Source organism: Burkholderia mayonis, assembly GCF_001523745.2.
GTDB classification, from domain to species: domain Bacteria; phylum Pseudomonadota; class Gammaproteobacteria; order Burkholderiales; family Burkholderiaceae; genus Burkholderia; species Burkholderia mayonis.
Map to the genome: position 1 here is coordinate 2026684 of NZ_CP013387.1, position 21982 is coordinate 2048665.

The following is a 21982-nucleotide window of genomic DNA, read 5'->3' on the forward strand; positions in this document are numbered from 1 at the left end:
TGCTAAACGCGTGTATTCGACGACAAGAGCCTGGACCGCTCGAAGCCGCATTGCGCCGCGGGTTCGCGAGCGGCTACACGGGACACTTGATCACGCAAGAGTCATTTGAGCGCCGGAAGTCGGTACGCGGCCAGGCCATTTTGCATGCGGAGCGCTTCCCCGCGCCGCGCCGCCCCGGACATAAAAATGCCCCGGCTCATGCGAACCGGGGCCAACGGAACAACCACCACACACCTTGGACGTCAGAAGACAGGGATGCTAAGCGACTGCGGCAAGCGCGGGCAGACAGTTGCGCAGATACGCCTCGAAATCGCGGCCGACTTCCGGATGCTGGAGCGCGAGCTCGACAGTCGCCTTCAAATAGCCGAGCTTGCTGCCGCAGTCGAAGCGGGTGCCGTAATAGCGGTACGCGAGCACCTGCTCCTCGGTCAGCAGCGACTGCACCGCATCCGTCAGTTGCAGTTCGCCGCCCGCGCCCGGCTTCGTCTTGCGCAGGTGATCGAAGATGCTCGGCATCAGCACGTAGCGCCCGACGACGCCGAGATTCGACGGCGCATGCTCGGGCGCCGGCTTCTCGATGATGCCCGACAGCTTGATGATGTCCTCCTCCCACTCGCGCCCTTCGACGACGCCATACGAGCGGCTTTCCTCGCGCTCGATCGTTTCGACGCCGATCACCGAGCTGTGATAGTGGTTGAAGACGTCGACGAGCTGCTTGAGCACCGGCTGGTCGCCGTGCAGCAGGTCGTCGGCGAGGATCACCGCGAACGGCTCGCCGTGCACGAGCTTCTCCGCGCAGAGCACCGCGTGACCCAGGCCGAGCGCGGCCGGCTGCCGCACGTAGAAGCAATCGACGTGACTCGGCTTGATGCTGCGCACGAGTTCGAGCAGCTTTTCCTTGCCGCGCGCCTCGAGCTCGGACTCGATTTCGAACGACTTGTCGAAGTGATCTTCGATCGCGCGCTTGCTGCGCCCCGTCACGAAGATCATCTCGGTGAGGCCTGCGTTGATCGCCTCTTCGACCGCATACTGGATCAGCGGCTTGTCGACGACCGGCAGCATTTCCTTGGGACTCGCCTTGGTGGCGGGCAAAAACCGTGTGCCGAGACCGGCAACGGGGAACACGGCTTTGGTGACTTTCAACATGATCGCATCCCGAAAGTGTTGACGGTTGGCCGGGCGTCAAATGTCGGGATCGCGCGCCAAGCGCGGCTGCACTCGACGGGCGATGCGCATCGGCATTCGACGCGCCGGCAAAACATCAATCTGAAAAAATCGTCTGCTTGACGCGGCGCTTCTTTCATTAATATGAAAGGACCGCCCGGATATAATCACATTCGGATAATCGTCGCGGAGTCGGTCGATCTTGCCGACCCGCCGGGTGCTTCGCGACAATTTACCGATTCGATCCGTTACATTCAATTATTCGAATTCCTCCGAATAAGGCGCGCGGCCGAAGCCGAAGCAGTTGATCGGCTCGTTCTTCAGCGCGTCCCGATAAGCCGACAGCACGGCCATGACGAGCAATACGGCACCGCTTGCGATCCAATGCATGTCCATCGTGGGCTCCCTCCTTCAATCGACATGGGATCTCAAGCTATCAGAAAAAAATCGATAAATAATTTGCCGCCATACCGCAACGTGAAAACCGTTACGAATGGATACGAATAATTACATTTATTGGATAAGCGATTTTTTTATTCTCCCACCCGGATTTCTTGCGGATTACGATCGAATGGCGTCTTTCGCGTCTTTCTCATTGCAAGGAACCGGACCGCATGAATGCTTCGAGCGTGACGTTGGGCGCGCGGCCGCCCGCCACCGACCACAAGGAACACCTGATCGACGCGCTGCGCGGCTTCGCCGCGCTGCTCGTCGCGTACTTTCACTGCCGGCAGGTCGTGTGGGTCGGGATGCAGAACTTCCATCGGACCTACGGCCATTCGCTCGATCCGAGCGTGATCGTCGGCTATCTGACGTTTCCGTTCGCGTGGGGCTCGGCCGGCGTGCCCATCTTCTTCGTGATCAGCGGCTATTGCATCCACCGCAGCGCGGCGCTCAAGCTCGCCGCCGATCCGGCGTACCGGCTCAACGCGCCGAACTTCTGGGCGCGCCGCTTCGCCCGCATCTATCCGGTGCTGCTCGCCGCGCTCGTCGCGACGCTCGCGTTCGACTCGATCAGCCTGCAGCTCGAGCCCGTCAGCCACAAGATCCGCGACATCGGGCTCACGCCGTTCGCCGTCAACCTGCTGTCGCTGCAGGGCGTCGCGGGGTACACGTACGGGTCGAACGGCGCGCTGTGGACTCTGTCGCTCGAAGTGCAGTTCTACGCGATCTACCCGCTCCTCTTCGCGGCGCGCCGCCGCTTCGGGATGCTGCCCGTCGTCGTCGCGATCGCACTCGTCAACGTCGCGTCGGCCTGGCTGCTCGAGCGGCACGATCTGCAGTTCTTCACGTCGTACTGGCTGTCGTGGACGGTCGGCGCGTGGATCGCCGACGTCCGCGCACAGCGCGACGCGCACGTCGCGCCGGCCCCGTCGCGGCTCTGGTACGTGGCCGCGGCGATCGGCGTCGCGCTCGGCTGCGTCGCGTTCCACTTCGGCCAATACGGCGCGTTCCAGCTATGGGCGGCCGGCTTCGCGTGCTATCTGTACGCGGCGCTCGCGCGGCCCGTGTCGGCCTGCGCGCCGATGCGGGTGCTGTCGTGGTTCGGCGATTTCAGCTACTCGCTTTACCTGATCCATCTTCCGTTCTTCGTGTGCGTCGCGTCGGTGCTGTACCGCTCCGGGCTGCAGTTGTCGATCTGGCCGTCGTTCGCGTTCATCGCGGCCGTCGTGCCCGTCGCGTATCTGTTCTACCGGATGTTCGAGCTGCCGGCGATGCGCTGGTCGGCAAGCCTCAAGCCGAAGCGGGCCATCGCAGCGGCCGCGCAGCAGCGGATGCCCGTCTGACGAACGGGGCGGGCGGCTTGCGGCGCCCCGTGGCGGCGGCGCGGCCCGCCGCGCGAGGATCGAAGCGGCCAACGCGTGCCCGTGTCGGCGGTACGAAAACGCTTGCCGTCAACATGCGCCGAGCGGCCCGGTAAATCGGGCGCATGCATGGCGACGTCGCGGCGAATGTCTTCGTCGCGTCGCCCTCGATACGTCGGTCGAAAGCCGGTCTATATGGTCTTGGACGCGTGAAGACAGCGATCCGAACGTCGCCGCTGCGAACGGTCGCGCGGCACGTCAGGCACGCCGCCCAGCAGCATGGCATTGAACGGACACGCAACAATCCGAGCGGCTGCTCGGCAATATCGCGGATTGCGAAGGAATCCCGGCGTCTGCCGACGACGAGCGCGACAGCGCGTTCAGGTACCCGGTATCGGCAATGTGATCGCCAGGCCGCCGCGCCGCCCGCTCGCCGCCAAACCGGTTTCACCGCCGCCGCGCGGTCCCGACGAGAATCCGCTCGACCTGCTCGACGTAAGTCTGCGTGCCGAAGCGGCTCACCGCGGTGTCGTAGCCATTCGCGACGAGCCGCTCGTACAGGACCGCGTCGGTCCGCAGCGCGGCGAGCGCGTCGGCGAGCGCGTGGGCGTCGCCGGGTTCGCAGAGGAGGCCGTTCACGTCGTCGTCGATGATCTCGACGACGCCGCCCGCGCGCGCCGCGACGACCGGCCGCTTCGCGAGCATCCCTTCGACGATCACGCGGCCGAACGGCTCCGGCGTGATCGACGTGTGCGCGACGACGTCGACCGCCTTCATGCACGCGGCGACGTCGCGCTGGAAGCCGAGGAAATGCACACGCTCGCCGAGCCCGTGCAGCGCGACGTGGCCGCGCAGTTCGGCCGCGTATTCGTCCTCGCCGAAGAGCGGCGCGCCGACGAGCGCGACGTGCATGTCCGGATAGAGCCGCGCCGCCTCGAGCAGCACGTGCTGCCCCTTCCAGTGCGCGAGCCGGCTGAACGAGGCGACGATCCACGCGTCGGCCGGCAAGCCGAAGCGCATGCGCAGCGCGGCCTGGCGGACCGGTTCCAGCGCGACGAACGGCTCGGCCGAGATTCCGTTGAAGACGACCTGCACCGCGCGGCGGTCGAAGTCCGTCAGCGCGAGGAACGCCTGCGCGGACGCGTCCGAGTTCGCGATCACGCGCGTGACGCCGAGCCGCGCGCAATGCTTGATCGCGAGCCGCTGCTTCGAACCGAAATGCGCTTCGCTGACGATGTCGCGCAGATGCCAGACGACCGGCTTGCGCGCGAGCCGCCCGGCGAGCGCGCCGACCACCATCGCGCGCTGCGTATTCGCGTAGATCACGTCGGCGTCGCGCGCGCGGCGCGCGACGTCGCGCACGAGCGCGAGCAGGCTGCCCGCCGCGCGCAGCGACACGCCGCCCTGCTTGTGAACGCCCGCGAGTGCGCGCTGGCCGACGACGTCGACACGCACGCCCGCTTCGTCGAGCGCCGCGCGGAACGGACCGTCGTCGAACAGCACGACGTCGGCCGAATCGCGCAGATGCTTCATGATTTCGAGCAGCGACAGCTCGGCGCCGCCCAGCACGCCGCTCTGGTCGAGCACGAGCGCCTTCAGGCCGCTCGCCGCGAGCGACATGCCGCTGGCCGGCTGCGCGGCGCCCGCGCGCATCGCGCGCGCCTGCGCGTTCGGCAGCAGCGCATCGATCTGCGCGACGAAGCGCCGCCGGAAATGCGCGGCGGAAAACCGCTCGGCGTTCGCGCGGCAGTCCTCTGGCTCGAAGCGGTCCGGCGCGCGCTCGAAGTCGTCGACCGCTTCGACGATCGCGCGCGCGCTCTGCTCGTCGAAGAACACGCCGGTCGGCCGCTCGTGCGACGCCGCGTCGCGCACCGTCTCGAGCGCGCCGCCCTTGCCGAACGCGATGACGGGCGTGCCGCACGCCTGCGCCTCGACGACCGAAATCCCGAAATCCTCCTCCGCCGCGAACACGAACGCCTTCGCGCGGCGCATCCGGTCCTGCAGCACCGAGAACGGCTGATAGCCCATGATCTCGACGTTCGGCGCGGCCTTCGCGCGGATCTTCCGCATGTCCGGGCCGTCGCCGATCACGACGAGCCGCCGCTCGGGCATCTGCGCGAACGCTTCGACGATCAGGTCGATCTTCTTGTACGGCACCATCCGCGACGCGGTCAGGTAGAAGTCTTCCTTGTGCGTCGACAGCGTGAACGCGTCGACGTCGACGGGCGGAAACACGACCGCGGCGTCGCGCTGATAGACCTTGTGGATGCGCCGCGCGATGAACGCCGAGTTCGCGACGAAGCGGTCGACCGAGTTCGACGTGCGCACGTCCCAATTGCGGATGTAATGCAGGATCAGCCGCGCGACCGCCGATTTGACACCGCGCGTCAACTGCGATTGTTCGAGGTACTGATGCTGGAGATCCCACGCGTAGCGGATCGGCGAATGCACGTAGCTGACGTGTACCTGGTCCGGCCCGGTGAGAATGCCCTTCGCGACCGCGTGGCTGCTCGAAATGACGAGATCGTACGCGGACACGTCGAGCTGCTCGATCGCGAGCGGCATCAGCGGCAGATAGCTGCGGTACTTCGTGCGCGCGTACGGCAGCTTCTGGATGAACGACGTCGTGACCGGCTTGCCGCGCAGGAACGTGCGATCGTCGACGAAATCGACGAGGCTGAACAGATCCGCGTCCGGAAAGCACGCGACGATCTGCTCGAGCACGCGCTCGGCGCCCGCATAGGTGACGAGCCAGTCGTGGACGATCGCAACGCGCAGCGGCCGCGCCGCGTCGCGCGCACGCTGCGGAAGCGGCGGCGCATCGGCGACGCGCGCGTCGCGCTCGACGTCCTGAAACGTCGCGGCGCGCTGCAACGGGTGTTCTGCAAGATCGCGATTCATACGCTCTTCCTCGGGTTCAGGCGCACGAGCACGCTGCGCGCGAGCGCGCGCATGCCGGGCGTCATCGTGATCGACCAGCCGACATTCAACGCGACCGCGACCGCGCACCCGGCGACCGCGGCGGCGAGGCCGCCGGGCAGCGCGTGCGCGAAGTAAAGGCTCGCAAGCAGGAATGCGAGGTGCGCGAACATGTCGAGCGCGATCGCGCGCATCCGGATCGCGGACAGATACAGCAGCACGCCGTAATCGACGAGCGCGCGCGCGGCGACGACGACCGCCGCGCCGATCAGCCCGAAATGGTGGATGCCGACCCACAGCGCGCCGACGAAGAACGGCATCTGCACGAGGCCCGCGGCGGCGGCGCGCGCCGGGTTGACCTGCGACTGGATCAGGATGCGCGTGACGCTTGCCTGTCCGACGAGCCACACGCTGATCACGAGCACGCGGCCGACGGGCGCCGACAGCTCGGCGAGATCCCGGCCGATCCACAGCGTGAGGAACGGCCCGAGCGCGAAGACCGCGACGATCGCGACCGGCGTGAACACGCCGTTCAGGAATTCGAGCGACTGCTTGACGAGCGTGTCCGCGTGATCGCGGCCGACCGCCGACAGCCGCGGAAACAGCGTGCGCACGAGCGCGTTCGGCAGCATGTTCAGGCGCGTGACGAGGTTCTGCGGCACCGTGTAATACGTGACGTACTTCGCGCCGAGCCCCGCGCCCAGCATCACGCGATCGAGCGTGTCGGCGATCATGCTCGTCGTGCTCGCGATCAGCATCCAGCCGCCGAAGTTGAAGAGTCCCTTCGCGGTGCCGAGCTGCGGCGGCTCGATCTTGCGGATGCCGAGCACCTTCATGCTCGCCGAGCCGAGCATCACCGCGGCGATGAAGCGCGCGCCGACCGCGGCGGCGAGCACGACCTGCAGCGTCGGCGCGACGAGCCACGCGGCGAACAGCGGCATGAGCTGGAACAGGAAGGTGCCGATCGTCTGGTTCGTGTTGAACACGCCGAAACGCTCGGCGCCGTTGATCGCGCCGGCGAACACCCACGACACGTTCGCGAGCGGAATCGCGAGCGCGAGCCACGGCAGCGCGAGATACACCTCGTGCTGCAGTTCGGCCGACAGCTTCGTGAAGTACGCGGTGTACATGAACGCGCCGAAGTAGATCAGGAGCCCGCCCGCGATCCCGGTCGCGAGGTTCAGCCAGAACGCGCTCCAGAACACGCGCGCGCTCTCTTTCGCGTCGCCGCTCGCGAGCGCCTTCGAGATGTGGTTCTGCGCGGCCATGCTCATGCCGAGATCGAGGATTCCGAAATAGCCGATCAGCGTCCACACGAGGCTCACGACGCCGTAGCGCTCGACGCCGAGCGCCTTGATGTACGCGGGCACCGTCACGAGCGACACGAAAGTCGGCAGGATCAGGCCGAAGAAATTGATCGCGACGTTCTTCAGAATGCCTTTATCCATGGTCACGCCACCCCGCCCCGTTCACGCCCGCCCTCGTCCACGCGCCGGTCATTGCGGCCTCCATCGATACATCATCACTTTGCCGCGCGCGTCCTCCTCGACGAAGATCAGGTACTCGCCGTTGTCGCGCTTGTACGCGCTGATCCCGAACGGGACGTCGACCCAGCCGGACGCGCGCCCGACTTCCGGCCCCGGCTTGATCACGCCGAGCTCGCGGCCGTTCTCCTTGTCGTACACGTGCACGGTGCCGACCGGCTCGACGCCGAACAGATAGCGGCCTTCGACCGTCAGGCCGATCAGCGTGAAGATCGGCTTCGCGTCGAGCTGCCACGGCAGCGAAACCTGGTAACGCACGACGGGCGAACCGCTCGACCACTTGTCGAAGCGCACGAGCACGCGCCCCACTTCCTTCGAAAGGCCGCCCACGCGCGGCGCGCCGGCCGTGTAGCCCGTCACGTACAGCGTGTCGGTCGACGCGTCGTACAGCGAGCGCCGCAGTTCGGTGAACGGCGCGGGCGTCGGATACGTCGTCAGCTTGTCGTACGCGTAGATCGGGTTGCCGGCCTTGTCGAGGCCGCCGAAGCGGAAGCGCCGGATGCCGCGCGTGTCGCTCGTGCGCCAGATGTCGCCGCTCGTGTCGACCCACCAGCCCCAGCCGCCCGCCATGCCCTTGCCGGTCGTGTTCAGCTCGAACTCGCCTTCGTCGATGCGGCCGTTGCCGTTCGCGTCGCGCCAGATCCAGTCGCCGCCCGACGGCCGGTTCGGCACCTTGTCGACGGGCCGTGCGCGGCCCGCGAGCAGCCCCGACGGAATCGCGGTCTCGCCGTCGCGCTTCGGATCGAAGCGATAGATCTTCAGATGGTCCGCGTACATGTCAGTCAGATAGAGGAACGTGCGGCCCGCGACCTTGCGCGCGAACGGCATCCCCGGCCATTGATCGGTGTTGAACACCGGATCGTCCGGATACTTGAAGCGGTTCGACAGGAATCCCGCATATTTCCATTCCTTGCCGACGGGCTTCGACAGATCGAGCTCGAAGCGCTTGTTGCCCGTGTAGACGCTGTTCGGCCGGCCCGGATCGATCCACGCGCCATCGACGAACAACAGGCCCTGCACCTGCCAGCGCAGCCGGCCGTCCGGCGCGTAGCTCTCGAGCGTGCTGCCGAGCCCCGCGCCGATCGTGCCTTGGCCTTGGCGCGGCCCGATGCCGTTCGTCGCGACGTAGACGTTGCCCGCGCGATCGACGCCGACGCCCGTCAGCCCGTTGAAGCGCTGCGGCCCCGGCCGCCCCGCATAGCCCGAGAAGATGCCGCCGCGCTCGCCGAGCGTGCCTGACATCGCATAGCCGCCTCCGCCGGATTTCGAGAAGATCAGGACCTGCTGGCGCGGGCCGTTGTCGGCGATCAGCACGCGGCCCTTCGCGTCGGTCGCGACGTCCACGGCGTCGGTGCCCGACGGCAACGCGGGCGCGTCGTCGATCGCGCGGCCGTCGGAGCGCACGTGCGCGAGTTTCGCCGGCCCGTTCACCGTGCCGGTCAACAGCCACAGCGTGCCGTCGCCCGCGAGCGCGATCCGGCCCGGCTCGTGCGCGCTCCACGCGCCCTTCTTCTGCATCGTCTGCGCGTCGTACACGTTAACGGTGTCGTGCAGCGGATCGGTCGCGTACAGCACGCTGTCGTTCGCCGCGAGGCCCGCGATTTCCGCGCGCGTGTCGGTCGGCACGTCGTTGACCATCAGGAAACTCGCCGCGAGCTTCGCGCGCGCGTCCGACGCCTTCGCGCTGCGAAACGGCGCGGCCTGCTTCACGTCGCCGATGTCGCGGCGCGAGATCCCATACCACTGCCGGCCCTTGTCTGGCCAGAGGCTCGGTCCGACGAGTCGGCCTTTTTCGTTGCCGACCGCGATCGCGACGTACGCATAGCGGCTGTTGACAGCGATCGCATTGCCGCCCGCGTTGCCCCAGCCGTGCGTGCCGCCCGCGAAGCCGAGCATCTTGCCGTCCTGATAGACGCTCGCTTCCGCGCCGCTTTCGTCCCACGGCGCATTCGTATACACCTTGCCGTCGGGCGCGACCGCGATCGCGTGAATGTCGATCTGCGTCCACGTGCCGTCGCCATAGCCATAGGTGTTGCCGATCCACGACGTCGTCGCGGGCAGCACGTTCTCTGCTCTCGCGGCGCCCGTCAGCATCGCCGCCGCGCACACCGCCACTCCCATCCGCATCAAACGTCGCAAAACGCCTCTCCCTTCGACCGTGACGAGACGCCCGCGCGCGCCTGGCCGAAATGCGAGCCGGACGCACGAAACGCTCGTGCGTTTGCGACGCATGCACGCATCGCAAAATAGGTTTCAAACGATGCGAAGCAGGTTACAAGCAAAAATATTCACAAGAAATTTGGAAATATTTGCGGATATTTCGATGCGCGATCGTGTATCGAATGATCGTTTCGAGCCGCTTTCCGCCGGCGAGAACGGCCGGCGGCGCCTGCGGACGCGCGTAGACAATGCCGCGCGGCATCGCGCGCGCGATCAAGACAATCGGGGTCGAATTTCGCATCGCATCCGCCGGTCGCCCGGCGGACGCGGCTGCCGCGCCGCATCAGAAAAAATCGAACGAACCACAACGCGTTTTTTTGCGGATTTCTTTTCCCTAAAATCGATTTCAACTCGATCTTTCATTTATTTCAGCGGATGCACGACGATCGGAACGACGAAAGCGCAACGCGCGGCCGGCCTCGAATCGTCATCGTCCGCGCCTATGCACGATGACTCGCGATACGCTCGTTGCCCCGCCCGCCCATGCCGGCCGCATCGTCCAGCTCGACGGCCTGCGTGCGTTCGCCGTGCTCGCCGTGTTCTTCCAGCATGCGCTGAAGGCCCCGCTGTGGATCGGCGTCGATCTCTTCTTCGTCCTGAGCGGCCTGCTCATCACCGGCATCCTGCTCGAACGCAAGGCGCGCGGCCAGTCGTACTTCGGCTACTTCTACGCGCGCCGGGTGCGCCGCATCCTGCCGCCGTATCTGCTGCTGCTCGTCGTCTCGTCGATCCTGTTCGGCGTCGAATGGGCAAAACACTGGCCGTGGTACGCGTTCTTCTCGACGAACATCGGGCTGTCGCTCGGCGGCATCGGGCACGAGAGCCTGAACGTGCTGTGGTCGCTCGCCGTCGAGGAGCAGTTCTACATCTTCTGGCCGTTCGTCGTGCTGCTCATCCCCGAGCGCGCGCTCGCGTGGGTCGCGGCCGCGCTGATCGTCGCGGCGCCGCTGCTGCGCGCGGTCGCCACGCCGTGGTTCGATTCGTTCTGGCCGATCTACTACCTGACGCCGTTCCGGATGGACCTGCTCGCCGCGGGCGCGCTGCTTGCCGTCGCGCTGCGCCGCGACCGGCGCGCGCTCGAGCCGTACTACGGCGCGGCGATCGCGCTCGCATGCGCGGCGCTCGCGGCGCTCGCGTGGCTGCACCTGTCATATCCGCGCTTTCGCGCGGCGAACACGCCGCTCTCCAACGCGACGCTCTACAGCATCTCGCTCGTGCTCTGCACATCGATCGTCGTGATCGCGCTGCGCGGCCGCGGCCTCGTGCAGCGCGTGCTGACGAATCCGGCGCTCGTCTATATCGGCACCGTCAGCTACACGATCTATCTCGTCCACCTGAGCGTGCTGTATGCGCTCTGGCCGCTGCACCTGAACCGCTATCCGACGGCGGCGCTCGCGTTCGGCATCACGCTCGCGTATGCGACCGCGAGCTGGTACGGCTTCGAGCAGCGCCTGACGCGCGGCGCGCCCCGGCAAGCGCTCGCGGGCGCCGCGCGCGCATCCGCATGATCCGGTTCACCCATCGTTCGATTAGGAAACCGCAATGACCCAAGCACGCAAGGCGATCATCACCGGGATAACGGGCCAAGACGGCGCTTATCTGACGAAGCTGTTGCTCGACAAGGGCTACGAGATCGTCGGCACGTATCGCCGCACGAGCTCGGTGAATTTCTGGCGCATCGCCGAACTGGGCGTCGACCGGCATCCGAACCTGACGCTCGTCGAGCACGACCTGACCGACCTCGGCTCGAGCCTGCGCCTCATCGAACGCGCGCAGCCGGACGAGCTGTACAACCTCGCCGCGCAGAGCTTCGTCGGCGTATCGTTCGATCAGCCGACGACGACGGCCGACGTCACGGGCCTCGGCGCGCTGAACCTGCTCGAAGCAATCCGCATCGTGAATCCGAAAACGCGCTATTACCAGGCGTCGACGTCGGAGATGTTCGGCAAGGTGCAGGCGATCCCGCAGACCGAGAGCACGCCGTTCTATCCGCGCAGCCCGTACGGCGTCGCGAAGCTGTTCGCGCACTGGACGACGGTCAATTATCGCGAGTCTTATGGCATTTTCGGTTCGAGCGGAATCCTGTTCAATCACGAATCGCCGCTGCGCGGCCGCGAGTTCGTCACGCGCAAGATCACCGACACCATCGCGAAAATCAAGCTCGGCAAGGCGAACCGGCTCGAGCTCGGCAACATGGATGCGAAGCGCGACTGGGGTTTCGCGCTCGAGTATGTCGAAGGGATGTGGCGGATGCTGCAGGCGGACGAGCCCGACACCTACGTGCTCGCGACGAACCGCACCGAGACGGTCCGCGATTTCGTGCGGATGGCATTCGCGGCGGCCGGCTACCAGCTCGAATGGAGCGGCAAGGCCGAAGACGAGCGCGGCATCGACACGGCGACGGGCGACGTGCTCGTGTCGGTGAATCCGAAGTTCTACCGCCCTGCCGAAGTCGATCTGCTGATCGGCTGCGCGGACAAGGCGAAGGACAAGCTCGGCTGGACACCGAAAACAACGCTGGAGGTGCTGTGCCGTATGATGGTCGAAGCCGACATCACGCGAAACCACCACCATGAAACCTTCTGAATCCGGCGCGCGGCGCGCGCTCGTCACCGGCATCGCGGGCTTCACCGGACGCCACCTCGCCGAGCGTCTCGAAGCGGCGGGCTACGACGTGTGGGGCACGGTCGCGCCTGACATCGACGTGTCCGACACCGACATATCCGGCGATCCGCTGCTGCGGCGCTGGCAATGCGTGAAGGCGGATTTGCTCGACGTCGACTCGCTGCACGCGGCGGTCGCCGACGCGCGGCCGCACACGGTCGTACACCTCGCGGCGCGCGCGCACGTCGCGCACGGCAATCCGCAGGACACCTACCTCGTCAACGTGGTCGGCACGCGCAACCTGCTCGCGTCGCTCGCGGGCCTCGACGCGCGCCCGGCTGCGGTGCTGCTTGCGAGCAGCGCGAACGTCTACGGCAACGCGCCGAGCGAAGTGCTCGACGAAACGACGCCGCCGCAGCCGGCGAACGACTACGCGGTCAGCAAGCTCGCGATGGAATACATGGCGAAGCTCTGGCTCGACCGCTTGCCGATCGTGATCGCGCGGCCGTTCAACTACACGGGCGTCGGCCAGAGCGAAGCGTACCTGTTGCCGAAGCTCGTCGCACACTACGCGCGCGGCGAACCGCGGATCTCGCTCGGCAATCTCGACGTGAGCCGCGATTTCTCCGACGTGCGCGACGTCGCCGACGCCTACGTGCGGCTCGTCGACGCCGCGCCGGCGGGCGAGACGTTCAACGTGTGCGCGGAGCGCGGCCATGCATTGAAGGAAGTGCTGGCGATGCTCGCGCGAATCGCGGGCTACGTGATCGACGTCAGCATCGATCCGCGCTTCGTGCGCGCGAACGAAGTGAAGAAGCTGGTCGGCTCGCGGCAGAAGCTGCGCGGCGTGATCGGCGACGTGCGCAGCACGCCGCTCGACGAGACGCTGCGCTGGATGTACGACGCCATGCGCGCGGCGTTCGTCGCACGTGAAGGTCAGCCGGCGAGCTGAGCGTCGATGCTCTTCGCGAACGGCGACGGCGTGTCGCCCGTGTGCAGCGTCGTGACGGTCTCGATCAGTGCGATCCCGCACTCGTCTTCGGCGACCGGGTTGTGCATCGTGTTCTTCGGCACGATGCAGAAATCGCCGGCGTTCAGCACGACGTCGCGATCCTCGAACTGGATCCGCAAGCTGCCGTAGACGACGTAGAACATTTCGTCCTCGTCGGCATGCTTGTGCCACGTGAATTCGCCCTTCAGCTTCGCGACCTTCACGTACTGGTCGTTCACGCGTCCGACGACACGCGGCGACCAGTATTCGGTCACGTCGCGCAACGCCGCTTCGAAGTTGATGCCGGTGCCTGCCTGGAACATGGGGACGCTCGTTGTCGATGCATTCGAGCGGCCAGCTTAGCAGCAACCGCGCGAATGCGCCGAAGCCGGCCTGTCGCGGCTCGGGGTGGCTCGGGGTGGCTCGGGGTGGCTCGGGGTGGCTCGGGGTGGCTCCGCTCGGCGCGGTTGAAGAGAGGTGAGATATTTCCAAGGGAGAACGCGCGATATTTCCGGTATGACGCGGGATGGGACGGGATCACTCGGAACGGCGCTTGCAAACCACTTGCGTAGGTTGAAACAGGAATATATCTCTCTGGGGCAAGGCCCGCGAGGGCCGCGTCAGGCCGAAGGCGAGACTCGCGAGGAGACAGTGGTCAACGGTGGGACCGCGAAGCGGTTGTCCCCGCCCTTGTGGTGGGGGCAACACCGTTGTCCACTGGCGGACGCGGGATTTACGACAACACTTGCGGACCGATTCTGCGGCACCACGTCGACGGCTGCCGAGAAGTCTGAGGGGCGGCTACCTGCCTGTCAAGGCGGCCCCATCACGCTCAATCAGTTGAGGCGGGACTTGCAAACAGGTCGCGTTGACGGGCTGCGATCTCCTCCCGCCTGACTGCCTTGATGATCTTGTAAATCCACTGGAGCGACACGCCGAACTTCCTCGCCAGCTCGGCATGGTTGTCGCCGCGGAACTCGTCAAAAATCTGCCGATCGCGCTGAGACAGTCGGTAAGACACGCCCATCGGAAAATAGATGTTCTGGCCGCCCCAGTGGCCGGCCATACGATCGGCGATTTCGCGGCCGAGCTGGTTGGCTTGATCGGCACCTATGTCGGCCAGCTCGACGAGGGCGTGGGCGACCTGCAGAGACAGGTCGACCAGCAGCTCCGGCCCTTTACTCTTGAACGTTTCGTCTGACTTCATACGGCCTCCGTCGTCCTGGTACGCCATTTCTTGAGGTGCTCGATTACTCGCGACGCCTGGGGCGAACTGAGCCAGTTGAGCGAGTCGACGCCGGTCATGCGCTTGACGAACGCCGCGAGCGCTTCCTCAGACCTGTTCTGTACAACACCGCGGTCGGCCAGTTCGAGCCAGAGGCCGCGGATCATCTTCGATTGCTCGTCGTCTGCTTGCCCGCGTACGCCCTTTTTGGAACGCACCTTAAAGCCGCAGCGCTTCAGGTGTTCCAGAACCTTTTCCAGGTCTGGAATGGTCAGGTCGGCGGCTGATTCCTTCTTTCCAATCTGCCTCAGCACAGCACGGTAGCTGTCGTCGGCCATCGCGAGATCACGCTTTGCGACGTGAATCAGGCGAATGAGCTTCTGCCGGGCCTGAGGCCCGCGGTCAGATTTCGAATACATCGATGTCGTCCGCTTCGAAGGAAAACTCGTCGTAGTCAACGACACTCAGGCCGCTCGATCCGTCCACGGCCGGGAAGCCCTCAATACGACCGGCATTAAATGCGTCCTTCGGAGACAGCGCTTCAACGGACGCCGCGAAAAAGCGTGCGGCAAACAGCTTTAGGAACGCCTGGAGCGGGCCGTGCTGCTCGATGTATGCCTCGCCCTCAGACCAGAATCGAACCAGCTCACACAGCTTGTCGTCGGTCAGGATGTCGTGATCGACGTCCACGACGATCTCGTAGCTGAAGTCGTGCGTCAGCACGTATTGTTTGATGGCAGTCATGTCGTCTCTCGCGGTTCGGTTATTTTCGTGTCCTGGTCGTGCATCGCGGTAGAACGCCGCGAGTGGCGGACGCCCGATCCGTCGGGCGTCTCGCCGCAGCTCGACGATTACTTGACGGCGTCCTTCAACCCTTTACCCGCCTTGAATTTCGGCGCCTTCGAAGCCGGGATCTTGATTTCCTCGCCGGTCGCCGGGTTGCGGCCGGTGCGAGCTGCACGCGCGCCAACGCTGAACACGCCGAAGCCCGTGAGCGTCACGGTGCCGCCTTTCCGCAGGGACTTCGTGATGCCTTCCAGGACGGCCTCCAGTGCAAAGCCGGAATCGGCTTTCGTCAGGCCCGTTTCGGCCACTACGTGGTTGATCAGGTCCGCTTTGTTCATAAATGCTCCGTATGGTGGATACCGCGAGACGCTCGCGGCCAGCGAAATTTCTCGGTGTCTCGGTTACGCGTTCGCGATGTCGAGCGGAATCTGCACGTATTGATCGGTGTCGCCGACGCGCTCGTAGACGCGGACATACGACTTGCTGCCGATCACCTGCAGCGCCTCGCCGATTGCCCGCATCGCTTCGAGCCAGCGCGGATCGGTGATGTCCAGGCGACGCAGCGCGAGAACGCGGCCGGTGTTGATCTGGCCTTCCTTGTCCGTCGCAAACGCTTGCGTCACGATCGCCTGAATCTCGGGGCGGGCGTCCGTGGTCCAGTCACGCAGACACTCGTCGATCATCGATTTGGCGGCCTGCAGGCGCTCGTCGAACGCGATGCGGTCCTGGATGGCCCGCTGGATTCGATAGCGACCGTCGAACGAGTACAGCGTGACGTTGCCCTTCTTACCGCCGACCTTCGAGCCGTATTCTTCGGCGGAGAGGTCGATGAAGGCCGAGATATCGCCGAAGATTCGAGCCTTCAGGTCGACGAGCCCCTTCGATCTCGTTTTGGCTTCGTCCGCCAGCTCGCGAACGAGTCGATCGCGCTCGCGGTCGATCGGTTTGATCATGCTTTCCGGGATCAGGCAGCCTTTCGCGTCCTGCCAGTAACCGTTCGGAATCTGTTTCTGGTCCATGTGTTGCTCCCAATTGGTGAATGGTTGAAGGTTGACTAGCTCGTCCACCAGCGGCGTATTTCCTTGCGACAGAGGCAGATGAGAAAGACGATTCCGGCGCAGATGATGACGACGTCGCTCATAGCCGACCTACCGGTGGTTGTGTGACGCGCGCGACGCGGTAATTCAGCGTGCGGAGCCGGCCTTGCTTGTCGACGAAGTCGACGACATCACCGCGGCTCAGGTCGGTCGCTCCAATCACACGTACGCCCTCCCAAAGCCAGCCCTGAAACGGGCTGCACTCGACAACGATTCCGTTCTCGTCGCACTTCCATTCGGTGAAATCCTGTCCGCGATCTTCGAGTTCGATGATCAGCATTTCTTTTCTCCGGTGACATGCGCGTCTACCTGACGGGCCGACTCTTGCGCAAACTCCCGATCGAACGCTCGCAGCTTCTTCAGGCGTGCGAGCACTGCGCGACGAACGGTTTTCTGGAGATACGGCACCTTCAATGCGGCTTCGCACTTCACGCGGTCGAAGTGACGCACCATGAAGATGCGACCGCCGGCCGAGCGGTACTGCGTCTGCACGTCACCGCGACGCGGGCCAAGGAATGGGTTCATGCTGCGATCTCCCAGGTCACGCGAACGCTCATGAAAACGACGTAGGCAAACTGACGATTGCCCTGCCGATGGACAGTGACGCCGCCCGCACGCTTCCGCAGCACGTCGGATGACTTCGCGAGGTACGGGCCGATCTGAATCGTCGGCCGGCCGCCGTCGCGCGGCGCGATCTCTTCCGAGAGCACTCGATAGCCCAGGCCGCGCAGCGCCCGCGCGCAAGCGTTCAGCAGCGTGAGACGCGAGACGCACTCCGCGTCGAACACCCGCGTGCCATCAGGCAGCAGACCGCGCGGGGCGGAGAGTTTCATTTGCACGATGGCACCCATGTCAGACTCCCTTGATCACGTCTGCATTGACGACCGGCACGCCCAGGCCGGCGGCGAGGTTCATTGCGGCCGTCAGGAGGTTGCCGACCGCGAGCGGATACAGGAGCGACACCGTTTCGGCGCGATCGCGTCGCGTGCCGGTCATCGTGAGCCGCGCGCGCAGCGCCTCGACGCCGCTCGCGTCGATCACGTCGCTGACCGGCTTGTCGAGCCGGCCGAACTTGAACCGGAGGTATTCGTCCAGGCGCGGGCCGTCGAGCGGCGCCAGTTCGACCATTTCGCAGCGCTGCACGACTTCGCGGACGTCCTGATTCCGCTCGGACAGCTTGACCTTCAGCTCGGGTTGGCCGATCAGGATGATGGACAGCAGCTTTTTAAAGCCCATCTCCAGCTCGAAGAAGCGCTTCAGATGCTTGAGCGTCGCGATAGGCAGCGCGTGAGCCTCATCGATCACGAGGCAATGCTGGTAGCCCGCCGCGTGGCTTTCCTTCAGCGCCTTGTGCAGTTGCGCGAAGCGGGCTTCCGGGCTGCTCTTGACCTTCTCCAGCGGGGCCACGGCGGCCATGATCGCTTCCGCGATGTGCGTCGCCTTCAGCGTCTTGCCTTTCTGGTCGTTGTCCTCCATCGCGAGCACGTAGGGCTTGATGACGATGATCGGGTGGCTCTCGCGCATCACGCGGTCTTCGAGGTCACGCATCAGCGTCGTCTTGCCGCCGCCCGATTCCGCGACGACGGCGAGGAGCCCGCCATGCTTCGCGGTCTGGAACATCGCCTCGCGCACGTAGCGGATATCGGGGCTGACGAACATGTCTTCGTGCGACTCGATGTCATCCGCGAACGGGTCACGGAACAGGCCGAAGTGCTTACGGGTAGCTGGTGCGAGAACCTGTTTGCGCAGTAACATGGATTCCTCCTGGTTGAGATCGGTATTGCTGTTCGGCTGGGAGACCGGGTGGCCCGTCGTATCCGCCAAGACATCGGTCGGGCCACCCACCTTTTTCATTTCGTCGAAAACACCTGAGCCCGCGTCCGACACCCCTTTGTTCTCCAGGTAGTCGAGAATTCGTTCCCGCAGGTCGAGGTCGTCGAGGCTGCGCGGCCATACGCCGTGATTCACAATCTGGGCGACCGCGGCCTGCGACAGATTCAGGTGCTCCGCAAGTTCTGCCTGCTTGATAGAGGCACGTTGCAGAACGCTTTTCAGGATCAACATCATTGACCTCCTGCCGCTGCGCGTACGAGCTGCAGCGGTTGCTGTTGACCCGCACGCGGGCCGGTAAGCTCGGCGACGATCGCGTCGAGCTGCTCTTGCGGTACGCCGTCCGGATAGCGCTGTTGCAGCCAGCGGAATCGGTCAGCGCTCCAGTCAACGCCAGCAGCTTCGACAGCCGCCTTGATCTGCTTTGCCGCCTCGATCAGCGTGAGCGGTGCCAGTTCGACGCGCGGTGCAACGAGGTCGTGTTCCGTGCCGCGGCGCGGCAGGTACGTCGGAAGATCAGCTTCGTCGAGGTGCTTGTACGGGTCCAGGCGGCCGCCGAACGGCAGTGCTTTGCCTTTACGAGCCGCGTCAGCCTCCGCAGCCGTCGACGTACCGGTAACGAGCTGCTCAATCTGACGGAGCGCGTGTTGCGCCGGTGTATCGGCATGACGGCGGTAGGTTTCGCCGATCACCGCGGCGCTCTCGGCGTAGCCAAATTCGGTACGCGTCACGACCGGGACAACGAAGAACGTCTCGTGTCCGTCTTCGCCCGTCAGGACGGCCTGTGCGGCATCGTCGCGCCACGGATTGCGCGTGATCATCAGCTTCTCGCCGACCATGACGCCCGGCACCGACGACACGTCGTATTCCTCGCCACGGAACGACACGCGCAGCTTCGGCGTGACCTTTCGGCTTTCCGGCGCGGCAACCGCCAGTTCGCGGCAGACGTCGAGAGACGGGGCCTTGATCAGTTGCTGGGCGGTAATGCGCATCCACGCCTCGCTACGCGTAGCGCCGTGGCGGCTATGCGTTTCGGTTGCATTGAAGTGCACGCGCCACCGCTTCGCGAGCGCATTCAGTTCGTCGAGGCTGGTCACCGGTTGGAACTTGAGGCCCGGTTCGAACTTGCGCTCGATGAGGTTCCGCGCGTTTTCCACCTGTCCCGTGGCGCGTGCATTGCCGACCTTGTGTACGATCAGCTCGATACCGAGCGACCGGCACAGATTGCGCGTCATGGAGGCCGTGTTCGCCGAGCCCGCGTCAAGCATCAGAATGCGCGGAACTCCATGCAGCAGGTCGGCGCCGCCGCGTTCCTGCATTGCGTTAATGAGCGTCGAGCAGAGGTTTTCACCTGATTCCGCGCCCATCACGTACTCGGTGTAAATCCAGTCGCTCGCGTGGTCGGAGATTTCGTAGCTCCACACGCGATCGGCAGCGATCCGGGCGAGGTTCTTCGGCTTGTTCTTGTAGAACTCGGCGTGATCCATCACACGAAGTCCGTTCGCACGGGCGTCAGCAGCAGGCTTCAGGTAGTACAGCACGCACAGGCTCGCGTCGATCTGCCATACGTGATTCGGATGCAGGCTCGCCAGCTCGGTCACCGGGGCCGGTGCAAGCAACTGGTCGGGATGCACGCCGTACATGCGCAACGCGCGTTGAATCGCGCTATCGGACAAGGGCCGCAGCTCGCCCGTGGACTCGTCGAGGAATTCCGCGCGGATCATGCCGTTCGCGTGCAAGGTCTGGGCCGCGTCGCCGACCGAATACAGGCGCTTGCCATTCTTCCGGGTCGACTCGATGAGCGTCGCGGAAATCAGCATGGCTTCGTCACGCGTCAGCGAGCTTTGACCGGCGTCGACACGGCGCTTGCGTTGCGTGGTCACAGTGGCTTCCTTCAGTTTGCGCATCAGGGTGGTGAAAGACAGGCCCAGCTCGCGGCAGGCCGCGTTGTAGATCGCACCTTTCTTGCCGTGGCCGGCCGCGCGCGCTGCCTGGGCGACAGCCACAATGCGTTCGTTCAAGACGGCACTCATCGTCGCGGGCCCCCGAGTCAGATAGCGGCGCGTGAGTAGTCGTCAGCCGCAGTTGCCGTATCACGCAGCCATTGCGGGACGTCGTCACCGTCCGTAGCGGTCTTGACGCCGAACTCGCTTCGAAGCTGGTTGAGCGACAACTGGATTTGACCTAGGACGCCGGCCATGAAGTCGTCGTGCGGCGCACCGTTCGTCTCGGCGTGCTGAGCGAGGGTTTCGAACGCGGCACGCAGATTGCCGCGAATGACCGACTCCGCTTCGAAGGCGATCGCGCTGGTTTCCTTGCGGATTTCCGCGCCTTCCTGGTCCGGCGTGACCCGCTTGACGCGCGTTTTCTTCGCGGCCAGCTCGTCGATCTTCGCGTTTTTGTCGGACAGCAGGCGGGCCTGTGCCGTGGCGTTTTCATGCGCTTCCCGAAGCGCGGCACGCAGTTCGCGGCTGGTCATGCGGTCGATATCGTCGAGGTCCATCCCGGCGATCGTGCCGCCGTCCGCGAGCGCCGCCAGCTCTTCGTCATCCTCCGTCATCAGCTCGAAGAGCTTCGTTTTTCCCAAATGTGCCAGCGCTGGCAGATTTGCCTTTAACGTCGGCGATGAATACTTGACAGCGGCTTGCATCATTCGGGCGGCTGTTCGATGCGGAAGCCCGAGTTGTTCCTGGGCGATCTGAATGAACTCCCCATGCGGCTCGTTCTCCTTCAGAAGGATCAGGCGCTTACCGGCTTCCAGCATCGCTTCAGCGGATTGCGCCATGTAAAAGCGGGCCTCGTTCACAACACGATGGCGCTCGTACGGCAAGCCATCGCCGAACTGCTTCGAAATTTCGCTGGAGCGTGCTGCGAGTTTGTTCGCTGCGTCGGTGAGCGCAGGAAGAACCTCCAGGGTGTTGTCCGCGGGAACGGCGGTAGTTTCTTGAGTTTTGCGGCCCATAGCCTTCTCCAGTTAGACGTACTTCTTCAAGCGGTTTTCGGTTTCATCAATGCGAGCGCGGGCGCTATCCAAGCTGCGCAAGATGCCTACGGCGTGTTGCGCCAGCTTCACGGACGGTCGAATCCGCCCCGTCTCAGGAATCCGCTCGGCGAATCCCATCGCCTCAAGCGTCGCTACGTAGCGCGTGATGTTCGAAGGCGACAGGTTCGTCGCCTTGGCGACTTCACCCGGCGTCAGACCGTGCGCGAAATGACCGAGCAGGACGTTGAGAACCTCCAACACTTTCTCGGCGGACTTCGTGGTTGCGTTCGTGGTCACTCGGGCGCCCCCAGGTCGAGCTCGGGTTGGACATGGCGCTCAACGTTGCCGCGATGCCATGCGAGCCCCTCCATTGCTTGCTGAATCGTCGAGATCGTTTCGTCGGCGTTGGCAGAGCCGGCGTAGAAGTCGAGCAGTTGTCCAACGGCCGCGTTGAGCGTGCGCTGCAAGACCTGCATGTCTTCAGCCGTGGCATCGCGACCGGTCGGGATGTCGATGATCAGACGGCCGGCGCTGGCTGCGACCCAGCGAGTAACAAAATCGGCACCGCAGGCGTCTTCGAACGGGCGGATCAGCGAGATCGGCATGCGGCCTGACTGGAACCACTTGTAGAGGGTCCAGTGGTCGGCAAGCCCCATGTGTTCGGAGATTCGCTCGACACTGAGGTTGCGCCGCTCGCGTGCATGCTCTTTGCAGAGTTCTAGCGCGTGCCGGAGGCTATGCGGCTGAATACGTTTCCAATTGCGGCGGCTCATTGGGAATCCCCATTCAGAACGGTTTCCGGCCGATTCCAAAC

Annotated in this window: 23 protein-coding genes; 4 read left to right on the forward strand and 19 right to left on the reverse strand. The window is 64.9% G+C overall.

Translation table 11 applies throughout. The features are described 5' to 3' along the window. Positions 1 to 258: 258 nt before the first annotated feature. Entirely contained in the window at positions 259 to 1146 is an 888-nt protein-coding gene (galU, locus tag WS70_RS27730; RefSeq protein ID WP_059472846.1) for a UTP--glucose-1-phosphate uridylyltransferase GalU, read from the reverse strand. 276 nt (positions 1147 to 1422) lie between these two features. Continuing rightward, positions 1423 to 1560 carry a hypothetical protein gene (locus WS70_RS32570; protein ID WP_203236009.1) on the reverse strand — a complete coding sequence of 46 codons (138 nt, stop codon included), beginning with the start codon at positions 1558 to 1560 and terminating at the stop codon, positions 1423 to 1425. Between the two features lie 218 nt (positions 1561 to 1778). Here WS70_RS32570 and WS70_RS27740 point away from each other — a divergent pair, with 218 nt between their 5' ends. Beyond that, complete coding sequence (locus WS70_RS27740; protein ID WP_059598272.1) at positions 1779 to 2951, forward strand: acyltransferase family protein; 1173 nt, start codon at positions 1779 to 1781, stop codon at positions 2949 to 2951. A 465-nt stretch (positions 2952 to 3416) separates the two neighbouring features. Here WS70_RS27740 and WS70_RS27745 read toward each other — a convergent pair whose 3' ends face one another. The 3 genes from WS70_RS27745 to WS70_RS27755 are packed head-to-tail and all read right to left on the reverse strand — an operon-like array spanning position 3417 to position 9547. Then, positions 3417 to 5870 (reverse strand): glycosyltransferase family 4 protein, encoded by a 2454-nt coding sequence (locus WS70_RS27745; protein ID WP_059472844.1) that lies wholly within the window; start codon positions 5868 to 5870, stop codon positions 3417 to 3419. After that, entirely contained in the window at positions 5867 to 7336 is a 1470-nt protein-coding gene (locus WS70_RS27750; protein ID WP_059598271.1) for an oligosaccharide flippase family protein, read from the reverse strand. Before WS70_RS27750 ends, WS70_RS27745 begins: the two co-directional genes overlap by 4 nt. A 48-nt stretch (positions 7337 to 7384) precedes the next feature. Beyond that, entirely contained in the window at positions 7385 to 9547 is a 2163-nt protein-coding gene (locus WS70_RS27755) for an NHL repeat-containing protein (RefSeq protein ID WP_059598270.1), read from the reverse strand. Positions 9548 to 10101: 554 nt separating this feature from the next. Here WS70_RS27755 and WS70_RS27760 point away from each other — a divergent pair. From WS70_RS27760 to WS70_RS27770, 3 genes are read left to right on the forward strand one after another with little or no spacing between them, the layout of a single operon-like run. Further along, on the forward strand, positions 10102 to 11160 hold the full coding sequence (locus tag WS70_RS27760; RefSeq protein WP_059598269.1) for an acyltransferase family protein: 1059 nt from the start codon (positions 10102 to 10104) through the stop codon (positions 11158 to 11160). A 34-nt stretch (positions 11161 to 11194) separates the two neighbouring features. Next, the gene (gene gmd, locus WS70_RS27765) at positions 11195 to 12238 is read left to right on the forward strand and encodes a GDP-mannose 4,6-dehydratase (protein WP_059598268.1); all 1044 of its coding nucleotides are present in this window, start codon (positions 11195 to 11197) and stop codon (positions 12236 to 12238) included. Beyond that, positions 12225 to 13208, forward strand: a complete 984-nt coding sequence (locus WS70_RS27770) for a GDP-mannose 4,6-dehydratase (protein WP_059472839.1) — start codon at positions 12225 to 12227, stop codon at positions 13206 to 13208. Before gmd ends, WS70_RS27770 begins: the two co-directional genes overlap by 14 nt. Here WS70_RS27770 and WS70_RS27775 read toward each other — a convergent pair. The 14 genes from WS70_RS27775 to WS70_RS27840 form a co-directional block, all read right to left on the reverse strand. Beyond that, complete coding sequence (locus WS70_RS27775) at positions 13193 to 13570, reverse strand: cupin domain-containing protein (protein WP_059472838.1); 378 nt, start codon at positions 13568 to 13570, stop codon at positions 13193 to 13195. The two genes, WS70_RS27770 and WS70_RS27775, sit on opposite strands and share 16 nt — an antisense overlap. A 509-nt stretch (positions 13571 to 14079) precedes the next feature. Next, on the reverse strand, positions 14080 to 14454 hold the full coding sequence (locus WS70_RS27780; RefSeq protein ID WP_059598281.1) for a Mor transcription activator family protein: 375 nt from the start codon (positions 14452 to 14454) through the stop codon (positions 14080 to 14082). Beyond that, complete coding sequence (locus tag WS70_RS27785) at positions 14451 to 14891, reverse strand: gp16 family protein (RefSeq protein WP_059598267.1); 441 nt, start codon at positions 14889 to 14891, stop codon at positions 14451 to 14453. Before WS70_RS27785 ends, WS70_RS27780 begins: the two co-directional genes overlap by 4 nt. Continuing rightward, positions 14875 to 15216: a DUF2528 family protein gene (locus tag WS70_RS27790; protein ID WP_059598266.1), complete on the reverse strand. Its 342-nt coding sequence runs from the start codon at positions 15214 to 15216 to the stop codon at positions 14875 to 14877. Before WS70_RS27790 ends, WS70_RS27785 begins: the two co-directional genes overlap by 17 nt. Positions 15217 to 15323: 107 nt before the next feature. After that, complete coding sequence (locus tag WS70_RS27795) at positions 15324 to 15596, reverse strand: HU family DNA-binding protein (RefSeq protein ID WP_059598265.1); 273 nt, start codon at positions 15594 to 15596, stop codon at positions 15324 to 15326. A gap of 63 nt (positions 15597 to 15659) precedes the next feature. Beyond that, positions 15660 to 16277 (reverse strand): DUF3164 family protein, encoded by a 618-nt coding sequence (locus WS70_RS27800; protein ID WP_059598264.1) that lies wholly within the window; start codon positions 16275 to 16277, stop codon positions 15660 to 15662. Positions 16278 to 16395: 118 nt separating this feature from the next. Beyond that, positions 16396 to 16635: a hypothetical protein gene (locus tag WS70_RS27805; protein WP_059598263.1), complete on the reverse strand. Its 240-nt coding sequence runs from the start codon at positions 16633 to 16635 to the stop codon at positions 16396 to 16398. After that, positions 16629 to 16880: a hypothetical protein gene (locus WS70_RS27810; RefSeq protein WP_059598262.1), complete on the reverse strand. Its 252-nt coding sequence runs from the start codon at positions 16878 to 16880 to the stop codon at positions 16629 to 16631. Before WS70_RS27810 ends, WS70_RS27805 begins: the two co-directional genes overlap by 7 nt. Next, on the reverse strand, positions 16877 to 17206 hold the full coding sequence (locus WS70_RS27815; RefSeq protein ID WP_059598261.1) for a hypothetical protein: 330 nt from the start codon (positions 17204 to 17206) through the stop codon (positions 16877 to 16879). Before WS70_RS27815 ends, WS70_RS27810 begins: the two co-directional genes overlap by 4 nt. Position 17207: 1 nt before the next feature. Next, positions 17208 to 18422, reverse strand: coding sequence for an ExeA family protein (locus WS70_RS27820; protein ID WP_108034086.1), 1215 nt, complete (start codon positions 18420 to 18422; stop codon positions 17208 to 17210). Further along, positions 18419 to 20218 (reverse strand): DDE-type integrase/transposase/recombinase, encoded by a 1800-nt coding sequence (locus WS70_RS27825; RefSeq protein ID WP_059598260.1) that lies wholly within the window; start codon positions 20216 to 20218, stop codon positions 18419 to 18421. Before WS70_RS27825 ends, WS70_RS27820 begins: the two co-directional genes overlap by 4 nt. 17 nt (positions 20219 to 20235) lie before the next feature. Further along, positions 20236 to 21147, reverse strand: coding sequence for a DUF3102 domain-containing protein (locus WS70_RS27830; RefSeq protein ID WP_059598259.1), 912 nt, complete (start codon positions 21145 to 21147; stop codon positions 20236 to 20238). Positions 21148 to 21159: 12 nt separating this feature from the next. Beyond that, positions 21160 to 21465 carry a helix-turn-helix domain-containing protein gene (locus tag WS70_RS27835; RefSeq protein ID WP_021158474.1) on the reverse strand — a complete coding sequence of 102 codons (306 nt, stop codon included), beginning with the start codon at positions 21463 to 21465 and terminating at the stop codon, positions 21160 to 21162. Then, positions 21462 to 21941 (reverse strand): hypothetical protein, encoded by a 480-nt coding sequence (locus WS70_RS27840; protein WP_059598258.1) that lies wholly within the window; start codon positions 21939 to 21941, stop codon positions 21462 to 21464. Before WS70_RS27840 ends, WS70_RS27835 begins: the two co-directional genes overlap by 4 nt. Positions 21942 to 21982: the final 41 nt, after the last annotated feature.